This window comes from Vaginisenegalia massiliensis, assembly GCF_900604935.1.
GTDB classification, from domain to species: domain Bacteria; phylum Bacillota; class Bacilli; order Lactobacillales; family Aerococcaceae; genus Vaginisenegalia; species Vaginisenegalia massiliensis.
In genome coordinates, this window is record NZ_UWPC01000013.1 from 14,293 (window position 1) to 33,061 (window position 18,769).

The window sequence follows — 18,769 nt, forward strand, 5'->3', positions numbered from 1 at the left end:
TATGGCTTATCAGCAAAATTTTGCCTTCTTAGATGAAGGCAGCAAAAAAGAAATTCGACGTGCAGTGCTCAAGGCTTTAGCCATTCCTGGTTATCAAGTTCCTTTTGCCTCAAGGGAATTACCCATTGCTCGGGGATGGGGAACCGGTGGTTTACAGCTTTCTTTATCGCTAGTGGGCCCTCATGATGTAGTAAAAGTCATTGACCAAGGGTCGGATGAAAGTGTGAATGCGGTCAATATCCGTCAATTTATCACTTCGTCAACGGGAGTTGAAGAAACAATTGATACGCGTGAAGCGACGCTTATCCAATCTCGTCACCGGGTGCCGGAAGTACCTTTACGTAAGGGTCAGATCTTAGTCTTACAAGTTCCCCTACCTGAACCGCTTCGTTCTGTTGAACCTTCTGAACGAGTTGCCAAAGAACTTCATGGCGACAAAGATTATGCGATTGGTTGGCTTAATCTATTTGAGCAAATTATGCGCTATGAGACGGCATCCTTAAATGCCGACCATCCAGTCATGGTTAACGATCGATATTTAATGGCGCCTAGTCCTATTCCGCGTTTTGATAATCCTAAGTTGAATCATAATGACGGGATTCTCTTGTTTGGTGCAGGGCGTGAGAAGAAAATCTATGCTATTCCACCTTATACGACTGTGAAATCTATCGATTTCGACGATTATCCTTTCCAAACCGAAGATTTCTCACAAGTTGCTTGCCGTTTAAGTGGTCGCCAAGATGTCTTCCTTGATGAATTGGTTGATGAGGAAACGGGCCAAACCTATTACCAAATGAATGATCAATCCTATCTATTACAAGTGTTAAATGAGAAGGAGGGAACCCGAGATGACTTCAATTAAAGACCAGTATCAACAAAGCCCACTCTTAGAATTGAAACATGTTCGCAAACAATACGGACAAGGGTGCTGTCATTGTCATCAACATGTTCAAGATCTAGAACATAACTTCTGTCCAGTTTGCGGCACGGTCTATGCCTTGCGGGATATCAACTTGTCTCTCTATCCAGGTGAAATCTTGGGAGTGGTGGGTGAATCCGGTTCGGGTAAGTCGACTTTGATGCAAATTGCCTATTTTGATCAAGAAGCGACGAGCGGTCAGTTTCACATTCAACATCCTCAAGTTCAAGGACAGAATTTATTTGAGGTGTCGAAGCAAACGAAGAAATGGGTTCGTCACCAACTCTTGGGAATGGTTTATCAAAATCCAATGCTAGGATTACGGATGAATTTCTCAGCCATGGCCAATATTTCAGAGAAGATGATTGCTGCTTCAAATCGGCATGTTGGCTCGATGCGCCAACGATCTCAAGAGTTGCTTGATGTAGTCAATATCCCCTTGCGCCGTGCGAGTGAGCCACCGAAGAATTTCTCTGGTGGGATGCAACAAAGGGTACAAATAGCCAAGGCTTTATCGAATAATCCACCGATTCTTTTACTTGATGAAGTGACAACCGGCTTAGATTTGTCTGTTCAAGCGGATGTATTAGAACTGATTAAGACCATCCAACGCGATTTGGGAATTTCGATGATGGTGGTTTCCCATGATTTAGCGGTTATTCGAATGTTAGCTGACCGCACGGTAGTGATGCACCAAGGAAAGATAGTAGAACAGGGTTTGACCGATCAAATATTAGAGGATCCGCAAGCGGCCTTTACGCAAAAACTAGTCTATTCATTGCTCTAGGAGGGGAAATATGTATATTTTAACCAACGGAAAAATCGTCTTGGCTGATGGGATTCAAGAAGGTAAAGCAATCGTTATTAAAGGCAAATTTATTGAGGCCATTATTGATAGGGAGCAAGTGGAAAACTACCAAGGCTATCAGATCTTAGATGTCCAAGGTAATTATATCTCGCCGGGTTTTATCGATACCCATTCCGACTACATTGAGAAGGTCATTGCCCCACGTCCGCAAGCCTTAATGGATTATAAATTGGGGATTAAAGAGACGGAACGGATTTTAATGACCCATGGTATTACTACTATGTTCCATTCTTTATCCTTATACAACGACGATTTATTCGGTAAGAATATTATCCGTCGCCCTGAACACGCTCAACGAATTATTCACATGATTAATGAGATGCACGATGAAAAGCATCTCATTCGTCACCGCGTTCATGCACGTTATGAGATTGATAACCTCTTTATGGTGGATACAGTGATTCAATTGATCCAAGAAGGCAAGATCCATTATTTATCTTTAATGGACCATACACCAGGTCAAGGTCAGTATTCGAGTATTGATACTTACCGTCAGACCATTCTCAGCTATGGTAGCGTTGATGAAACAACCGTGGATGATAAAATCAAGCAGCGAATTCAAACACCTAAATTATCCATTGAAGAAATGCAAAGTTTAATTCATGCTGCCCATCAAGTAGGAATATCAGTGGCTTCTCATGATGATGATTCGCTTGAAAAGTTAGATTTTAATCGGGAATTAGGCATTGATATCAGTGAATTTCCGATTAAATTGGAAGTAGCCAAAGCAGCGAAAGCCAAGGGCTTTATGACGGTGGGTGGAGCACCTAATATTCTCTTAGGTGGGTCTCATTCGGGCAATATGGCGGTATCTGAGGGTATCCAACATGATGCGATTGATATCATTTGCTCAGATTATTATCCTTCAGGCCTAGTTCACGCCATCTTCCAAATGCATGATCAGTTTGGGGTGCCCATTCATGAGATGATTAATCGTTTATCCTTGAATCCGGCTAGAGCTTTAAAATTAGAAGGCTTCGGTCAAATCAAAGAAGGATATTATGCCGATATTATTACCATTTCGGTTGATGAAGATCGCTATCCTGCAGTTGATACTGTCTTCGTGGGTGGAGTGCCAGTCATTCGAACCAAGTATCGTAAAGGAGGGTATCCAGTCGGATGAGTCAACCATTTATTTTAGAGGTGCAAGATTTGAAGAAAGACTTCTTCTTATATCACCTAAATAAAGAAATTAAAGGAATTGATCAGATTAGTTTTCAAGTGAAAGAACGTGACTTTCTCGGCATTGTTGGGCCTTCCGGTTCAGGTAAATCAACGATTATCAAATGCATTTATGGGGCATATAAACCTACAAGTGGACACATCTATTATCAATCATCAGACTTTGGACGAGTTGATTTGGCTCAAGAAGATGAACGGTTGATGATGGCCCTTCGGCGAGGTGAAATCGGCTATGTTTCGCAATTTTTAGATATTATGCCTAGGGTGACATCATTTGATTTGGTCTTACATGAGTTGTTGAATTTAGGCTTGGACCGTCAGGAGGCGCAAGACAAGGCGGCTGAAAGCCTTAAGCACTTCGGCATCGCGGAAGGTTTATGGTACCAATATCCACGAACTTTTTCTGGTGGTGAGAAGTTGCGGTTAAATTTGGCTCGAACCTTGGTTAAACAACCTCGCCTTCTGCTTCTGGATGAACCGACTGCATCCTTGGATCAGGCTTCAAAAGAGAAGGTCCGGGAGTCCATTATTCAATTGAAAGTAATGGGGACCACTATGATTGGTATCTTCCATGATTTAGAATTTATGGAAGGTTTAATAACGGATTGTTATCATATGCGAGGAAAAGAGGAATAAGTATGAAAAAAGTCGATGAAAAGGGACTATTTGCTGACACAGCCGTTATGACAGATTGTAGCTTTGGTCACTATTGTGAAGTTGGCGAATATAATTGGCTGGATCGGGCTCATTTTGAAGATATGGCTTATACGGGTCAATTCTGCTTTATTCAAAATGCTCAAATTGGGCGATTTGCTAATATTGCTGCCAATGTACGAATTGGTCCTACTAACCATCCTTACCATCGGCCATCCTTGCATCATTTTACTTATCGACCATCGATGTATGGCTGGGCTGATCAAGAAGATTTAGCTTTTTTTGAACATCGTCATCAGCAGATTACAAGGATTGGTGAAGACACTTGGATTGGGCATGGTGCCATTGTGATGAATAATTTGACAGTGGGCCGTGGAGCAATTGTGGCAGCCGGAGCGGTGGTGACGAAGGATGTCCCAGCTTATGCCATTGTAGCGGGTGTACCAGCAAAGATTATTAAATATCGTTATTCTGCTGAAGAAATTAAAGGCTTGGAAGCGACTCAATGGTGGACTTGGCCACTTGAAACGATTCGACAGCGTTTGGTTGATTTCCAAGGTTCAACAGCTGACTTTATTCAAAAATATGCCCCTTCATCCGCTTTAGAACAAGCACAATCGCAAGGAGGGGACCATGAAATTTAGAATGTTTGGTGATCTTCATTATTCCGAGAACTATCTTGAAGTAATGGATTTTGACTTGAAACGGGAAGCCTATTTTGACCATTTTATGGCCCAATTATTCAGTCGGCCAGCCGACCATTATGTTTCAATTGGGGATTTAACTAATTTGGGGACCATGATGGAATTTATGGCTATTCATCGGATCATTGAACGCCATCTTGGGACGGCTTCTTTCTTCCAAGTATTAGGTAATCATGACCTTTATACTCAAACCCGACTCGCCTTACAGCCACAAATTAAACAAGACTTTTATTTTTCCTTTGTTCAAGATGGGGTCTGTGTTATCGGCCTCGATACGAACCGAGAAAAAAGTCTCTTGGATTGGAGTGGGTATGTCGACACTGATCAATTAAGCTGGCTAAGTCAGCAATTGACTGAGCATCAAGATAAAGTGATTCTAATTTTCGCTCACCATCCATTGTATGATACGACTTTATATTCAACGGCTGATAAGAAAGCTGTCGTACCTGAGTGCCCTTTGGCAGAGGTTTTAGCTAGTCACAAGGGACCGGGTGTCTATGTTTGTGGTCATACGCATGCCGATAGTATTGTCGAACGGGATAACTGGACCTATATTCAGTTAGCCGATGTGATGAATCAGCCTTGCATCCGCGATTTAGAGATAGATTCGCAAGGTGTTCGAATTTCTGGACAAATGATGGATGACTTCTTTAGGCAACAAGGTCTTTGGTTAGGTTCACGAATGCGTCACTTTGCCATTACGGATCGAGGTTATCAAGGAGAAGAAAATCGTCAGTATCAAAGACAGTTTGACTAATTTAATAAATAAAAAAGGCAGGATCTCCATCATGAATAATGTGGAACCCTGCCTTTTCAGTTAACTTAATACCTTGCTATTTAATCCTGAATGATGGATACAGTTTCAGTAGATTCGTTAGAGACATGAGGCCAAATCGGCAGCCCCTCTTGTTTCCGATAATGGAATTCAGCCGCCGCTGTAAAGAGGGCATCGGTGGATGAATTGACGGCTGTTTCGCACGAATCTTGGATAACACCAATAATAAAGCCTACACCGACCACTTGCATGGCGATATCGGTTGGAATACCAAAGAGACTACATGCTACGGGGATTAATAGGAGGGAACCTCCAGCGACGCCCGATGCGCCACAGGCTGAGATAGCGGATAGGACACTGAGAATGAGAGCCGTTATAAAATCAACTTTAATTCCTAAAGTATTGCAAGCGGCTAAGGTTAGTACCGAAATAGTAATGGCCGCACCTGCCATATTGATGGTGGCTCCTAAAGGGATCGAAACGGAATAATTATCCTCATCAAGTCCAAGTTCTTCGCACAATTGCATATTGACCGGAATATTGGCGGCTGACGACCGCGTAAAGAAGGCCGTGATAGCAGAATCGCGAAGGCATTTGAAGACTAAGGGGAAGGGATTTTCATGAATCATGCTAAAGACAATAAGAGGATTCACCACTAAGACAACAAAGGCCATGGAACCAATGAGAACAGCTAGAAGGGAACCATAGGTGGTAAAGATATCGAGACCATTGGTTGATACGGTTTGGAAGACAAGGCCTAAAATTCCGAGCGGGGCACAAGCAATCACCCAGCGGACAGCTTGAGAAGTCGCTTCAGAGCATGTTTCGAGTAAGGCTTTGACTTGTGGATTGGCTGCACGCAAGGCGATACCAAAAATAATGGCCCAGAACAAGATTCCAATAAAGTTACCTTGAGACAAGGCGTTTACAGGATTATCAACTAGATTCATCAAGAGTGTATTGATGACTTGAGCAACGCCTTGAGGAGGGCTCACTTCGCTTTGAACAGCTTGGCCAAAGGTTAATTTTAAGGGAAATAAGAAGCTAGCAATGACACCAACAAAGGCGGCTGCTAGGGTTCCCAATAAGTATAGGAACACAATTAATTTCATATTGGATTCTTGTCCTTTTTCATGCTGAGCCAACGCAGACATGACGATAAAGAAGACAAGGATTGGTGCAATGGCTTTTAGAGCCCCCACAAAGAGATTTCCTAAGGTTGCGATGGCTTGTAATTGTGGAGCCGTGACCCCTAAGAATGCCCCGACCATCATTCCTAAAATAATTTTATGAATTAAGCTAAGTTTTTGCCAGACTTTCATGTTACCCCTCCCGTTGTCTAAATATATAGTACATACTAAAGTCTCTAATAAAAAGTGTCAATTAAAATCAACGTTAAAGGCATCACAAACTTTCAGAAAATAAACTTATTAGTACAGTTTTTTTATTGTGATAATTTATTGAGCGATGACGAAAATGGGCTGATAAAGCCATTGTTTGTACCAGGATCATGAAAACTAGATGAGAACATAACAGTCTTTTCTCATAAAATATAAAAGCAAAACAATGATTGACAAAAAACGATCCCACTATTTAGCTAAGTGGGATCGTTTAATAGTATATTGCAGATCTAATGCTAGATGACTAAGCGTATTCTAATGGGTACCCATGGTCATAGTTTCAGGTAAAGTAGCGCCGCCGTCGATCACAATTTGTGATCCAGTCAGGTAGCTTGCTTCATCACTACCTAAAAAGGCAAAGAGTTCGCCTACGTCTGTTGGTTTTGCTAAGCGTTTCATCGGCACACCGGCTGCAATCCCTTGAATGACTTCTTCTGGATTGCTTGGGTTGGACTCTTGGGCCATCTTTTCTACCATTGGGGTACGGGCATAACCCAATTGGGTACAATTAACGCGGATATTGCGATCGGCATATTCAATGGCTAAACACTTAGTGAGACCTACTAAAGCTGCTTTAGTCATGGCATAAGCGGCTTCACCGGCATCGGCAACGAGGTCACCAGTAACTGAAGAAGCAATGACAATAGCTCCTTTTCCAGCGGCTAAAAGGTGAGGAATAGCAGCCTGACAGGTATTCCAAACGCCTTTAATGTTGACATCGATGTGGAAATCACGGATTTCATCGGGAAATTCTTCGAAGGGTGCTAAACGGCAGACACCTGCATTAGCACAAATAATATCTAAGCGTCCAAAATGGTCTACGGCATTTTGACAGGCAGCTAATACTTCTTGCTTATTAGCTACATCGACGACTGAGCTGATGATTTGAGCGCCTGTTTCTTGGCGAAGCTTTTGAGCAGTTTCTTCAACTTGCGGGTTAATATCCCAAAGAACGAGGTTTGCTCCGTAATTTGCATAAACTTGAGCGATTCCTTGACCAATCCCGGCAGCAGCACCCGTAATAATAGCGACTTTACCTTCTAGTTTTTTCATGATATGCACCCTTTCTCTTAAATTAACTTACATATAGCCTTACCTTTAGTATACGACATTAAATGACTTTGTAAACGAATAAGTGAATTTAATCACAAATAATGTTTAAACATTAGCCAAGCAAGTTGCTTGGCAAATAGGTTTGATTAGGCTAAGTATTTTTCAACTTCATCTTTGCTGATTTCATAGCCATATTGGCAAATAGGACAGACAAGGCGATATTTCTTACTAATTGGAAATAGTGGAATAAAGAATAATGCAAATTTAGAACCATATTCCATAACTTGATAGCGAACTTCGTTATGGCAATTCGGACAGGTTTGAACTAAGTTACTTTGACCAAGAAGCTTTTGATAGTGGCGTGTACCCCAGATTATCATCAGTATCCTCCTATAAGTTAATTGCTAATTTCATCCTAACAAAAAATGGTTAGAGAATAAACAAATATACTTGCTTGAATGGATTAGTTAGAGTAAAAATAGACCTATAGAACGGATGAGTTAAATGATGCAACTATCTAGAAATGAGAAAGGTTGGCGTATTGGTTGTGCCCTATCATCGATTCAGATCTTATCTAATGACGTTAATCCTAGTAGCCATGCTTATTTGGGTGCCAAATCCAAGTGTTAAAGTTAGCGTGTTTGCTATGTATTTGGCTTATTATTCTTATCGTCATTATCAAACTTATGCTAAGGAGCTAAAACAATGGGTCTATGTGTACGCTGCCTTAGCTATGACGGCCATCATTTTATTGAGCATAAGTCATGCACCTAATTTAGACATTTATTTATTTGCACTATTGATTTTAGTTTTGGGTTGGCTTTTTGATCGGATAGAGTATAATCCCTTCGTTGGTATTCGCATTCCATCTACGCGTATGAGTAAAGAAAATTGGCGACGCACCCATCATTTATTATTTTTATCGAGCTTTCCAATGGCTATGCTCCTTATCATTTTTAGCTTATTTTGTCCATTCGAATGGGTTTTGATTTCAATCTTATCTATTTGGACAGGAACAAGCGTTCTTTACTCGCTTTTGATTGGCCATTGTGGGTAAGAAATTGGCCCATGATAATTCTTAAGTTGATTTATAAAGGTTGACGGGCTTGGCTCAAATCGATATGACAATAACCCTGAGGATGTTTACTTAGATAGTCTTGATGGTAGTCTTCAGCTAAAATATAGTGGCGAAGGGGTTGAACCTCAACGGCTAGTGGTTGAGCATAGTGGCTTTGTTGTTGACGCATAAAGGCCTGGATTTGGGGCAAATCAGTTGGATCAGTGTAATAAATGCCCGTCCGATATTGGCGGCCATAATCATTGCCTTGCTTGTTCACACTCAAGGGATCAATGACACGGAAGAAATAACTTAATAGGTCTGATAAAGTAAGCTGCTCAGTTTGATAGACAACTTTAACGGTTTCAGCATGATCTGTTTGACTGACGATTTGATAGTATGTTTGGTCTGTTTGTCCGTTTGCGTAACCGACACTGACTTCCTTGATTCCTGGAATTTGTTTGAAGTAGGCTTCCAATCCCCAAAAGCACCCACCAGCGAGATATAAACTTTTTGTCTCTTCCATATTTTGTCCCTCCTTGTGAATTTAATTTAGTATAACAAGCCTCTAGTAAAAAATCATGAAATAAGATTGAGCCAAACCAATCAAATTAATTGCCAAAATAGATAAAAACAAGTAACGTGATTTTGACATGTTTTAAATAATTTTTGAGGAGAATTGCGCTTATGTTCTTAGCTTGGCAAGAATTACGCTATGCAAAATTTAAATACAGTTTGGTTGTAGGCTTGATTTTTTTAATTGCCTATTTGGTTTTTTTCTTAACTAGTTTGGCTTATGGATTGGCCCAAGACAACAGGGCAGCTGTTGATGCCTGGCAAGCAGATTATGTCCTATTGCAGAAAGAAGCCAATCAGACGTTGGCCTTATCCAATATTTCATTTGAACAGCTAGATGTAGTCCAAGCCGATGACAAAGCGGGACTTACCCAACAAAGGACCTTGCTCAAAGTAGGGAAAGAAGAAGTAAATGTAAATCTATTTGCGATTGATGAGACGAGTTTTATTCGGCCAAAAATTACGGACGGACGTCAGGTTAAAGCGGACCATGAGGCTGTTGTAGATCGAAGTTTAGCTGAACTTTATCAAGTCAAACTGGGGCAAGAGTATGAGATCGTAGCGGGCCAGACTAAAGTGAAAGTAGTGGGGTTCACCGATCAGGGGCGCTTTAGTGTATCACCCATTCTTTATGTCCGGCCTAACTTATTTAAGAAGACCCTGCCAACGGTTAAAGCTGGGCCGCAAGCGTCTACTGATTTACCAATCAATGCCATTATCGTTAAGGGTAAGGTAACAGAATTACCGACGGGATTAGAAAAAATAAGCGTGAAGCGTTTTATTGAAAAATTGCCAGGTTACCAAGCTCAAGTACTCACCTTTGGCTTTATGATTGGCTTTTTAATTCTAATTGCAGCCTTAGTTTTAGGCATTTTCATCTATATCTTAACTATTCAAAAGCGTGAGATGTTTGGTGTTCTTAAAGCGCAAGGGATTCGCAATAACTTTCTTGTGGGATCAGTTTTATGGCAGACCTTACTTTTGTCGATATTGGGGGTCGGTTTAGGCTTGGGTGCTAGTCTCCTATCAGCCTTTGTTCTTCCGGCTAAGGTCCCTTATCAAATTCAACCTTATTTCTTTGCTGTGATTGGCTTAATTATGTTAGTTATCCCCTTGTTTGGTGCCTTGTTCTCTATCCGATCGATCATTAAAATCGATCCTTTAGAAGCGATTGGTTAGGGAAGGAGAAAGATGATGAAAGCAATTGAATTTAAAGATGTGAGTAAAACCTTTAAAGATGGTAGAAATCAAATTGAAGCATTAAAATCGACCAATTTAGTGATTGAAGCTGGAGAATTTGTGGCCATTATAGGGCCATCTGGTTCAGGAAAGTCAACCTTCTTAACCATCGCGGGTGGTTTGCAACAACCAAGTACGGGACAAGTGCTGATTAAGGGTCAGTCCTTAACCGATATGAAGGAAAAAGAGCGTACACGAGTGCGTTTTGAAGAAATTGGCTTTATCCTCCAATCTTCTAATTTGGTCCCTTTCTTGACTGTTAAGCAGCAATTGCAGTTAGTGGATAAGTTTAAGCAGACCAAAAAGCAAGCTTTAGCCCATGACTTATTTGAAGAGTTAGGTTTAAATCAATTAACTGATCAATATCCTAATGATTTATCAGGTGGGGAACGTCAGCGTGTCGCGATTGCGCGAGCGCTCTATCCTGAACCGGCGATTATCTTAGCGGATGAGCCGACGGCTAGTTTGGATACTAAGCGGGCGTTTGAAGTTGTTGAGCTCTTGGCACGCTTGTCCAAAGAAAAGCAGACGGCTATTGTGATGGTGACCCATGATGAACGTTTAATTTCTTATTGTGACCGAGTGCTGACTATGAAAGATGGTCAGTTAACAGAAGAAGATTAACTTTTTATCTACGTAATAAAAAATCCGTCATTGAGTTCAATAGAGAACTGGATGACGGATTTTTGTATAGATATGAATCGCAAATAGGCGAGGATTAAAGCCCCAACATATCGTCTGTAATCGGATTTGGCTCTGGAATAATATAGTAGTCTTTTGTATTTAAGTGAGCCAATCCCTTAATTAGGATAAGAGGAAATTGTTGAATGCTAGCATTAAATTGTTCGACTAATTTATTATGATGAAGCCGATAGGTTTGGAGATTATTTTCAGATTGAATGATTTCGTCTAATAAACGATGAACATGTTGATTAGCTTGAAGTTCTGGAACAGTTTGGATAAATTGACCAAATTCACTGGATGTTTCAACTTTGGTTTGAACGGGCGTTTTATCAGATGAGGTTTGTTCCTTACTTGAAGCTTTAGCAAAAGCTAGAATTTCATCTTTCTCATTTTGACGGTGTTTGTCGACCAAGCGGTTAGCTTTATCAAGTAGATCGTGATTGCGTTTCTCGGTAACTAAGATATTGGATTGACTGGCACCAATTGAAGCTTCTAATTGGCGAGCTTGGTTATAGGAGTAAATCAGGCCGATAAGAGCGACCGTTAAAATCCCGAAAACCATAGACGCTCCATTAAAGGGTTCGATAATATCTTGGCTGTCACCAGGCGTTGTAAAAGAGAAGATGAGAGCCCATAATAAGGTAGCTAATATCATAAGGAAAATCATGAGAGTGATTGTTTTGGCAATGGATCGTTTGGGCATAAATTTGCCTCCTTTTAGTTGAGTATAGCTTAAGTATAGCGGATTTCTATAAAAAATGAAGCCGTTCTTTAATATGAATTGAAATTTTAGGATAACAAAAAAGCTACCTATAGGGGTAGCTTTTTTGAGTTCAGAAATGGAGACTAGGATTAAGTTAGATAAGTGTTCGAGCTTATTTGCGACCTTTGTAGTTGAAGAAAGCTAGGCTAAATCCTACAAGTCCCATAATGCTTGCTAATGGAGCAAAGTTTTGCTTGCTTTCGCCTGTTGCAGGAAGCGTGCTCGCTTTAGCGACTTTGCTTGAGCTTGCCTTAGCTTTGTCAGTGGCTTTAGCGTTTTCTTCTTTGCCTGGTTTTGCTTCAGGCTTAGTTTCAGGTTTTTCTGAATTTGGTTTTTCCGTTCCAGGAACTTCGGGCTTAGTTGGATTTTCTGTTCCCGGTGTTTCAGGTGTAGTTGGTTCAGTTGGTTGAGGTGTTGTGGGTTGAGTCACTGGGAGATTGATGCTAGTACCTTCAGCCACAATTGAACGGACCGCTGATTCGAAGACGGTTGGTAAAGTGACCGTTTGATCGTCCACGATTAAATTAATTGGGTTGGCGTAGAACCATAAGTCGGCATAGTTGCGTTCATTAACTTGGTTAAGGTAAGTTCTCAAGGCAGCCATGTACTCCGCTTCAGAAGCGAAGTTTTCTTGCTTTGGTTTTTGCATTTCTGGATCAAGTAATGGATTTCCTTGCATATCTGTTTGACCTTCGGTACCTGGTGCATGGTTGGTACCGCGTAAGCGCATGTACATATCTTGGTCAATCGTGAATGGTAATTCGATTGTGTGCCAGCCATCAGCATCTGCTTTAGTCCAATCTTTATCTGTGAAGCGATTAGCGATGCGAGTTGTTGGGTTGTAATCAATGCGTTGATCAGCTACTTTACCATAGATATTTCCGATAATTAAATCAATATGGTCAAGGATTGGATTGTTGGTAATGGTTGATTCATAACCATCGTAGATTGGTTTGTAGTTATTTTTAGCGGTATCTTTGAAGCGAATGGTTAATTTAGCAGCCGTATCTTTGGCAACTTTCAATGTTTCACCCATGGTTGCTTTTTGATCGCCAGCTGTTACGAAGAACTCTAAACCAGAAATTAAATCACCGTAGACAGACCATGTGTTTCCTTTTTTCAAGTCTTGAGCAATGCTTTCAAAGGTATTTCCTGATACGGTTGAGTAGTTGCGAGAGTATTCTGAAGGCCAGTAACCAGAAGAATATAGCTCATTTTCAGAAACTTTGAAGTGGAAATCAGAGTTTGCGAAGTTGTAGAATGGGCGACCTTCGCCAAGTAATGAATCCCATACGCCGCCGACTTTAGCAACCATCACATCGGTACCGCCATAAATATCGCGGGTTTCACCACGGTCACCCCCCATTTGGTTACCTGGCATGCCTTCAACACCGAAGACAACAGAAGGAGCTAATTCAAGCATTTTACGAATATCTTCAGCTCGAACTTCACCGTTACCGCCATTGTGACGTGAAGGGTGATTAACGAGCATTAAAGATTTTGGATAATATTTTTCTAACCAGCGGAGGCCATCGTATGAGTTGGTTTTATCTTTCTTATAGCTGTCGCGTGGGCCGAAAACTTCAAATTCGTTGTTTTTGAATAATTCAGTTGCAGTATCGTAGGCGTATAACCATTCGAATTTACGGTAAGCATCTAGGGGTACACGATTTGTTCCTTCTTCAATGATAGCAACCGCTGCGTGATCCAAACCAAACATATCCCATTCGAAGCCTGGGTAGTAAACTTTGCCCGCATATTTACCTTCGGCTTTTAATTTGTTGAAAGCTTCAACTTGAGCTTTAACTGATTCCCAAGTTGCTTTACGTTCGGTATCTTGGCCGTTGATATCACGTGGGGACCAACGTAAGTGTTCACTGGTCATCAAGTAATCAAAGCCCGTTCCGTTATCCACGGCAATCTTTCCTGCTTGAGGAACGTCTTGTAAGTCCTCACGGAAAGCCACGTCTAAGCTGTGCTCTAAAGTATTGTAGGCTGCTCCAGCATCATTAGATTGACTGGTGTGGTTATGAATTTCGCCAGCTACTACACGTTTGTCGGTTGGAATGCTAGGATCTGTAGGCAGTTGTCCTTCTTTTTGCAAATTTTTTAATGGGTCAACCGCCTCGTTGTAATAGGCACCGGTGTTTTCCGTTTCAACTTCGTTATTTTCATTAGTTACCGTGTGTGTTGAACCGGTTGGAGCATTGGAAACCATCGCTGCAATTTCTTCAGCTCCGGCGGCAAAAGCTGTTTGGGTGTTAACTAAGGTTAAGCGGCAATCGATGAGAAAAGAACAGTAAGTGGCTTTGCTTTGAAAGTCGATGACATAACATCCTCCTAAGATTTTTAATTTTTTACTTCCTAGGATAGTTTACTAAGTCAGTATAAATTCATTGTAAAATATAAGTAAATATTGTGTAAATTAAGGCAATCATTACAATGCTTGGTTGAATGTTGTGGTGTAATATTGTGCTGATTTAACTAACAATATTTTGAGGAAGCACATAAAAGCCATCGGCGTTTGAACTAACCGATGGCTTCTTATAATTGATAGTTGTATTATTCTAAGTCGACTTGGACGACAGTGACTCCTTGGGCTTCAATTTCTTTAATCGCTTGAGCGTCACAGAATACATCCGTAATTAGAATGTCAATTTGACTTAAATCTGACACTACGAAATTAGCATTATGACCAATTTTACGGTAATCAGCAACCACGATGACCAGTTGGCGAGTGTTTTGAATCATTAAGCGATTAACTTTTGCTTCATGAATATTGCTGGTTGTAAGACCTTTGCTAGCGGAAAAACCGGAACATCCCATAATAAGGACGTCAGCATTCATGTTGGATAAGGACTCGACCGTCAGGTCACCAACAAGAGCTTTTTTAGGAAACCTAATTTCTCCTCCAAGGAGGATGAATGTGGAATGCGAATTAACTGGCATTTGACTAATTAATAAATTGTTGGAAATAACAGTCAAGGGCACGTCCGCTAAGTAATCCATACAGGTAAGGGCTGTCATACTTGTATTGATAAATAAGGTCATGTTGTCTTTTAGATATTTAGCGGCATGTTGAGCAATGCGCTGTTTAATTTGTTCTAGGCAAGGATTATGAGTGTTTCCTTCGAAATGAGGTTCCTCGTTAATATTAGCAAAACCATGGCCGCGATTGACTAAGCCCATTTGAGCTAAAACTGTTAAATCACGGCGAATGGTCATTGCCGAAACACTCAGTTCTTGGGCTAGTTGTTCAACACTAATTTTGGTTTGCGGACTTTGACGGAGGATGGAAAGGATATTTTCGCGCCGTTCTTTGATATCTTCAAGTGAATTTTTCATAAGTCGACTCCTAAATCTTGTATTTATTGGTTAATAAGAACAATATGTAAAAATAAAATACCATAAAACAAACATTAAAAAAGAACAAATCAACTATTCAAACGTAAATTATCATAAATGAACATAAAAAGCAATTGTAAGCGTTGTCTATTTAACTTAAGATGAAATTATAGCGAGCTCGTAATGAAAGAATAGGAAGGTGTAACATGGCTTCAATTAACGATGTAACAAAAGAAACGTGGTTAAAGGCAACTTTCCCAGAATGGGGAACTTGGTTGAATGAAGAAATCGCTCAAACTCAAGTGCCAGAAAATTCGTTTTCTATGTGGTGGCTTGGTTGTACAGGAATTTGGTTAAAATCACACGAAGGCACCAATATTTTATGTGATTTATGGACAGGAACGGGAAAACGAACCCATGGTGATGGCACAATGAAATTGGGCCATCAAATGATGCGGATGAGTGGTGTGAGACAAATGCAACCTAATCTTCGTAATCAGCCTTTTGTTATTGATCCCTTTGAAATTAAAGATGTAGATGCTTTAGTTGTCACCCATATCCATTCGGATCACTTAGATATCAATACAGCAGCGGCCGTAGCGAAGAACTGTCCTCAAGCAACATTCATTGGACCAAAAGCGGTCGTAGAAACGTGGTTAAGTTGGGGTGTACCGGCAGAACGTACACAAGTCATCAAACCTAATCAATCCATTAAAGTGAAGGACATTAATGTATTAGCTTTAGAGGCCTTTGATCGGACGGCTTTAGTGACTTGTTCAGATAAAGATCAAGTTTTAAAAGGTAAAATGCCTCAAGATATGGACGAAATTGCTGTTAACTATTTGTTTGAAACGAGTGGGGGTAGTTTATATCATGCTGGTGACTCTCACTATTGTAATCTATTTGCTAAACATGGTAACGAACATAAAATCGATGTGTGCATGGGTGCTTTCGGTGAGAATCCACGGGGGATTACGGATAAGTTAACCTCAGTTGATATTCTAAGAATGGCTGAATCATTGAACGCTAAAGTAGTTATTCCTGTTCACCATGATATTTGGACTAACTTTATGGCTGATCCTCAAGAGATTGTTGAAATCTGGAAGATGAAGAAAGATCGCTTGAATTATCAATTCCAACCTTATATTTGGCAAGTGGGTGGTGAATATCAATTCCCACGTGATTTAGCACATATGGAATTTAACTTTAATCGTGGGTTCAAGGATGTTTTCGTTCAAGAAAATGATACTCCTTTCCCATCATTCCTATAAGAAGGGACGTATCACGATGTTGCAATACTTTAAGCAAGCCGGTTTAGTTCAGTATGTTGATCAGCAACCCAAAACTTGGCAAGAGGCGATACAAATGAGTTGTCGTCTCTTGTTAGAGCAGGGATATATTACCCAAGACTATGTTGATGAAATTATTAGCTGTGTACAAGAATATGGGCCATATATTTGTATTGCTCCTCACGTTGCAATGCCACATGCTTCAGAAAACAGTCAGGGTGTACTAGGAACAGGGATTGCCTTTACTAAATTTCCAGAAGCAGTCAAGTTTCTAGATGAATCTACCAATGAGATTAAAGAGGCTCAATTATTTTTCACGTTAGCGGCTAAAGACTCTCAAGCACACTTACAAAATATTTCTAATCTTATGGAACTGTTGATGGAGGAAGATAAGGTGGAAGCTTTAATGACTACATCTTCCATGCTGATTATGATCAGTTAATTTTGAAATAGGAGCGAAAATTATGGACTTAATTTTACAAATATGGACTTTTTTGTTCAAAATATTTTGTCTAAACCACCATTTTTAATCGGTTTAATCGTCTTTATTGGTTATTTATTATTGAAACGACCTTTTTATGAATGCTTGGCAGGTTTTCTTAAAGCTACGGTTGGTTATCTGATTTTAACAGTTGGGTCGGGAGGATTAATTACCAACTTTCGACCAATTTTGGTTGGCTTAAAAGATCGCTTTAATTTGGATGCAATGGTTATCGATCCTTATTTTGGTCAAAATGCGGTAACCGACGGAGTAGAGAAGATGTTTGGACGTACCTTCGGGGACGTAATGTTGCTTTTGTTAATTGCTTTTATCGTAAATATTCTTCTAGTTAAGTTCTCCCGTTTTACCAAATTACGCTCAGTATTTACGACTGGGAATGTTCAAATTCAACAAGCTGCCACTGCCTTTTGGATTTTACTCTTCTGTTTCCCTGAATTTGGTCGAATTCAAGTGTTAGTAGTCATGTCAATCATTTTAGGCTTATATTGGGCGGTAGGATCTAACTTAACAGTAGGTATCACCCAAGAGTTAACTGAAGGAGCTGGTTTTGCAGTGGCTCACCAACAAATGTTTGGGATCGCTATCTTTGCAAAATTAGCTGAAAAATTCAAAAGTAAGGATCCAAATAAGGAATCAAAAAAATTGGAAGATATGGAGTTACCAGGATTCTTATCTATTTTCAATGAAAATATGGTTGCTACTTCCATTTTAATGTTATTCTTCTTTGGAATTATCTTATTGGTTTTAGGTAAAGATTATTTAATAGCTGGTGAGTTTATGAAGCCAGATCAAAACTTCTTCTTCTACATTTTAGAAACGTCATTAAATTTTGCTGTTTACTTAGCCATTCTTCAATTAGGTGTGCGGACTTTCGTTGCAGAATTAACGGAATCGTTCCAAGGTATCTCAAACTCATTCTTGCCAGGTGCTGTACCAGGGATTGATATTGCAGCCACATTCGGCTTTGGCTCGCCTAATGCGGTTACGGTCGGATTCTTATTTGGAGCACTCGGTCAATTCTTAACGATTGCTTTATTAATCTTGATGAAATCTCCTACAATCGTTATCGCTGGCTTTATTCCTCTTTTCTTTGACAATGCCGCGATTGCGGTATTCGCGAATAACCGCGGCGGCTTCAAAGCAGCTTGCATTTTCCCTTTCATTTCTGGAGTGATTCAAGTTGCGGTGTCAGCCATCTTTGCAACTTGGATTGGTATGTCCCAATTTGGCGGCTATCTTGGTATGTTTGACTGGGTAACGGTATGGCCAGCCTTTGCGGTGGCAATGAAATTCTTAGGTTATATCGGCATTGGTCTAATTATCATCGTTATGCTAGCAATTCCGCAGTTACAATATCGAAAAAATCCAGAAGGCTACTTCCTAATTACGGAAGATTATGAGGCTTATGCAGCAAAGAAATTAAATCAATAATTTAAATAAAGGAGCGAACCAACATGAGAGTTTTAGTATCGTGTGCTAATGGATCAGGAACAAGTTTAATGATGAAAAAAAGTGTCGAAAAGGCACTGAAAGATTTAGGTTTTAAGATTACCAACATTCATCACTGTGCGATTTCAGAAGGGAAGAGTACAGCCAAAAATTATGATGTTGTGTTTACTCCCTTGAATTTTGTAAATATGTTTGATCAAGCTAAGGATAAAGGCGTGACCGTTATTGGCGTAAAAAATGTTATGTCTGCTAAAGAAATTTCAGAACGTGTTCAAGAAACCGACTTATCCGCTCGGTTTATAAAATAGGA

19 protein-coding genes and 1 pseudogene are annotated in these 18,769 nt (G+C 40.2%); 13 read left to right on the forward strand and 7 right to left on the reverse strand.

Annotated elements, in window-relative coordinates:
- Position 1 precedes the first annotated feature (1 nt).
- The 6 genes from EIH20_RS07820 to EIH20_RS07845 are packed head-to-tail and all read left to right on the forward strand — an operon-like array spanning position 2 to position 5,084.
- Positions 2-862, forward strand: a complete 861-nt coding sequence (locus tag EIH20_RS07820) for an alpha-D-ribose 1-methylphosphonate 5-phosphate C-P-lyase PhnJ (protein WP_124059458.1) — start codon at positions 2-4, stop codon at positions 860-862.
- Entirely contained in the window at positions 849-1,706 is an 858-nt protein-coding gene (locus EIH20_RS07825) for an ATP-binding cassette domain-containing protein (protein WP_124059460.1), read from the forward strand. The genes EIH20_RS07820 and EIH20_RS07825 overlap by 14 nt, the downstream gene beginning before the upstream one ends.
- Before the next feature lie 10 nt (positions 1,707-1,716).
- Complete coding sequence (locus EIH20_RS07830) at positions 1,717-2,910, forward strand: alpha-D-ribose 1-methylphosphonate 5-triphosphate diphosphatase (protein ID WP_124059462.1); 1,194 nt, start codon at positions 1,717-1,719, stop codon at positions 2,908-2,910.
- The gene (locus EIH20_RS07835) at positions 2,907-3,605 is read left to right on the forward strand and encodes a phosphonate C-P lyase system protein PhnL (RefSeq protein ID WP_124059465.1); all 699 of its coding nucleotides are present in this window, start codon (positions 2,907-2,909) and stop codon (positions 3,603-3,605) included. Before EIH20_RS07830 ends, EIH20_RS07835 begins: the two co-directional genes overlap by 4 nt.
- A gap of 2 nt (positions 3,606-3,607) precedes the next feature.
- A complete protein-coding gene (locus EIH20_RS07840; protein ID WP_124059467.1) occupies positions 3,608-4,267 on the forward strand; it encodes an LbetaH domain-containing protein in 660 nt (219 codons plus the stop codon).
- Positions 4,257-5,084 (forward strand): metallophosphoesterase family protein, encoded by an 828-nt coding sequence (locus tag EIH20_RS07845; protein ID WP_124059469.1) that lies wholly within the window; start codon positions 4,257-4,259, stop codon positions 5,082-5,084. Before EIH20_RS07840 ends, EIH20_RS07845 begins: the two co-directional genes overlap by 11 nt.
- Before the next feature lie 80 nt (positions 5,085-5,164).
- Here EIH20_RS07845 and sstT read toward each other — a convergent pair whose 3' ends face one another.
- From sstT to EIH20_RS07860, 3 genes are all read right to left on the reverse strand, one after another.
- The gene (gene sstT, locus EIH20_RS07850; protein ID WP_124059472.1) at positions 5,165-6,424 is read right to left on the reverse strand and encodes a serine/threonine transporter SstT; all 1,260 of its coding nucleotides are present in this window, start codon (positions 6,422-6,424) and stop codon (positions 5,165-5,167) included.
- Between the two features lie 333 nt (positions 6,425-6,757).
- Entirely contained in the window at positions 6,758-7,555 is a 798-nt protein-coding gene (gene ucpA, locus EIH20_RS07855) for an SDR family oxidoreductase UcpA (protein ID WP_124059474.1), read from the reverse strand.
- A gap of 146 nt (positions 7,556-7,701) precedes the next feature.
- Complete coding sequence (locus EIH20_RS07860; protein ID WP_124059477.1) at positions 7,702-7,935, reverse strand: zinc-ribbon domain-containing protein; 234 nt, start codon at positions 7,933-7,935, stop codon at positions 7,702-7,704.
- A 197-nt stretch (positions 7,936-8,132) separates the two neighbouring features.
- Between EIH20_RS07860 and EIH20_RS07865 the strand changes: the two genes are divergently transcribed.
- Positions 8,133-8,612 (forward strand): SdpI family protein, encoded by a 480-nt coding sequence (locus EIH20_RS07865; RefSeq protein WP_164470915.1) that lies wholly within the window; start codon positions 8,133-8,135, stop codon positions 8,610-8,612.
- Between the two features lie 34 nt (positions 8,613-8,646).
- On the opposite strand, the pseudogene msrA reads toward EIH20_RS07865, so the two are convergent.
- A pseudogene (msrA, locus tag EIH20_RS07870) lies at positions 8,647-9,138 on the reverse strand (peptide-methionine (S)-S-oxide reductase MsrA); the annotation flags it as partial.
- A gap of 161 nt (positions 9,139-9,299) precedes the next feature.
- On the opposite strand from msrA, the gene EIH20_RS07875 reads away from it, so the two are divergent.
- The gene (locus EIH20_RS07875) at positions 9,300-10,367 is read left to right on the forward strand and encodes an ABC transporter permease (RefSeq protein WP_124059483.1); all 1,068 of its coding nucleotides are present in this window, start codon (positions 9,300-9,302) and stop codon (positions 10,365-10,367) included.
- A gap of 15 nt (positions 10,368-10,382) precedes the next feature.
- Complete coding sequence (locus EIH20_RS07880; protein ID WP_124059485.1) at positions 10,383-11,051, forward strand: ABC transporter ATP-binding protein; 669 nt, start codon at positions 10,383-10,385, stop codon at positions 11,049-11,051.
- Between the two features lie 94 nt (positions 11,052-11,145).
- Here the strand turns inward: EIH20_RS07880 and EIH20_RS07885 are convergent, their stop codons facing one another.
- From EIH20_RS07885 to EIH20_RS07895, 3 genes are all read right to left on the reverse strand, one after another.
- The gene (locus EIH20_RS07885; RefSeq protein ID WP_124059488.1) at positions 11,146-11,814 is read right to left on the reverse strand and encodes a LemA family protein; all 669 of its coding nucleotides are present in this window, start codon (positions 11,812-11,814) and stop codon (positions 11,146-11,148) included.
- A 172-nt stretch (positions 11,815-11,986) separates the two neighbouring features.
- On the reverse strand, positions 11,987-14,092 hold the full coding sequence (locus EIH20_RS07890) for an LPXTG cell wall anchor domain-containing protein (protein WP_124059490.1): 2,106 nt from the start codon (positions 14,090-14,092) through the stop codon (positions 11,987-11,989).
- 344 nt (positions 14,093-14,436) lie between these two features.
- Entirely contained in the window at positions 14,437-15,219 is a 783-nt protein-coding gene (locus EIH20_RS07895) for a DeoR/GlpR family DNA-binding transcription regulator (protein WP_124059492.1), read from the reverse strand.
- A 206-nt stretch (positions 15,220-15,425) separates the two neighbouring features.
- Here EIH20_RS07895 and ulaG point away from each other — a divergent pair, with 206 nt between their 5' ends.
- The 4 genes from ulaG to EIH20_RS07915 are packed head-to-tail and all read left to right on the forward strand — an operon-like array spanning position 15,426 to position 18,767.
- A complete protein-coding gene (gene ulaG / locus EIH20_RS07900; RefSeq protein WP_124059494.1) occupies positions 15,426-16,490 on the forward strand; it encodes an L-ascorbate 6-phosphate lactonase in 1,065 nt (354 codons plus the stop codon).
- Between the two features lie 16 nt (positions 16,491-16,506).
- Positions 16,507-16,950, forward strand: a complete 444-nt coding sequence (locus EIH20_RS07905; RefSeq protein WP_124059496.1) for a PTS sugar transporter subunit IIA — start codon at positions 16,507-16,509, stop codon at positions 16,948-16,950.
- A 42-nt stretch (positions 16,951-16,992) separates the two neighbouring features.
- Positions 16,993-18,441 (forward strand): PTS ascorbate transporter subunit IIC, encoded by a 1,449-nt coding sequence (locus EIH20_RS07910; RefSeq protein ID WP_124059498.1) that lies wholly within the window; start codon positions 16,993-16,995, stop codon positions 18,439-18,441.
- A 23-nt stretch (positions 18,442-18,464) separates the two neighbouring features.
- The gene (locus EIH20_RS07915; RefSeq protein WP_124059500.1) at positions 18,465-18,767 is read left to right on the forward strand and encodes a PTS sugar transporter subunit IIB; all 303 of its coding nucleotides are present in this window, start codon (positions 18,465-18,467) and stop codon (positions 18,765-18,767) included.
- Positions 18,768-18,769 lie beyond the last annotated feature (2 nt).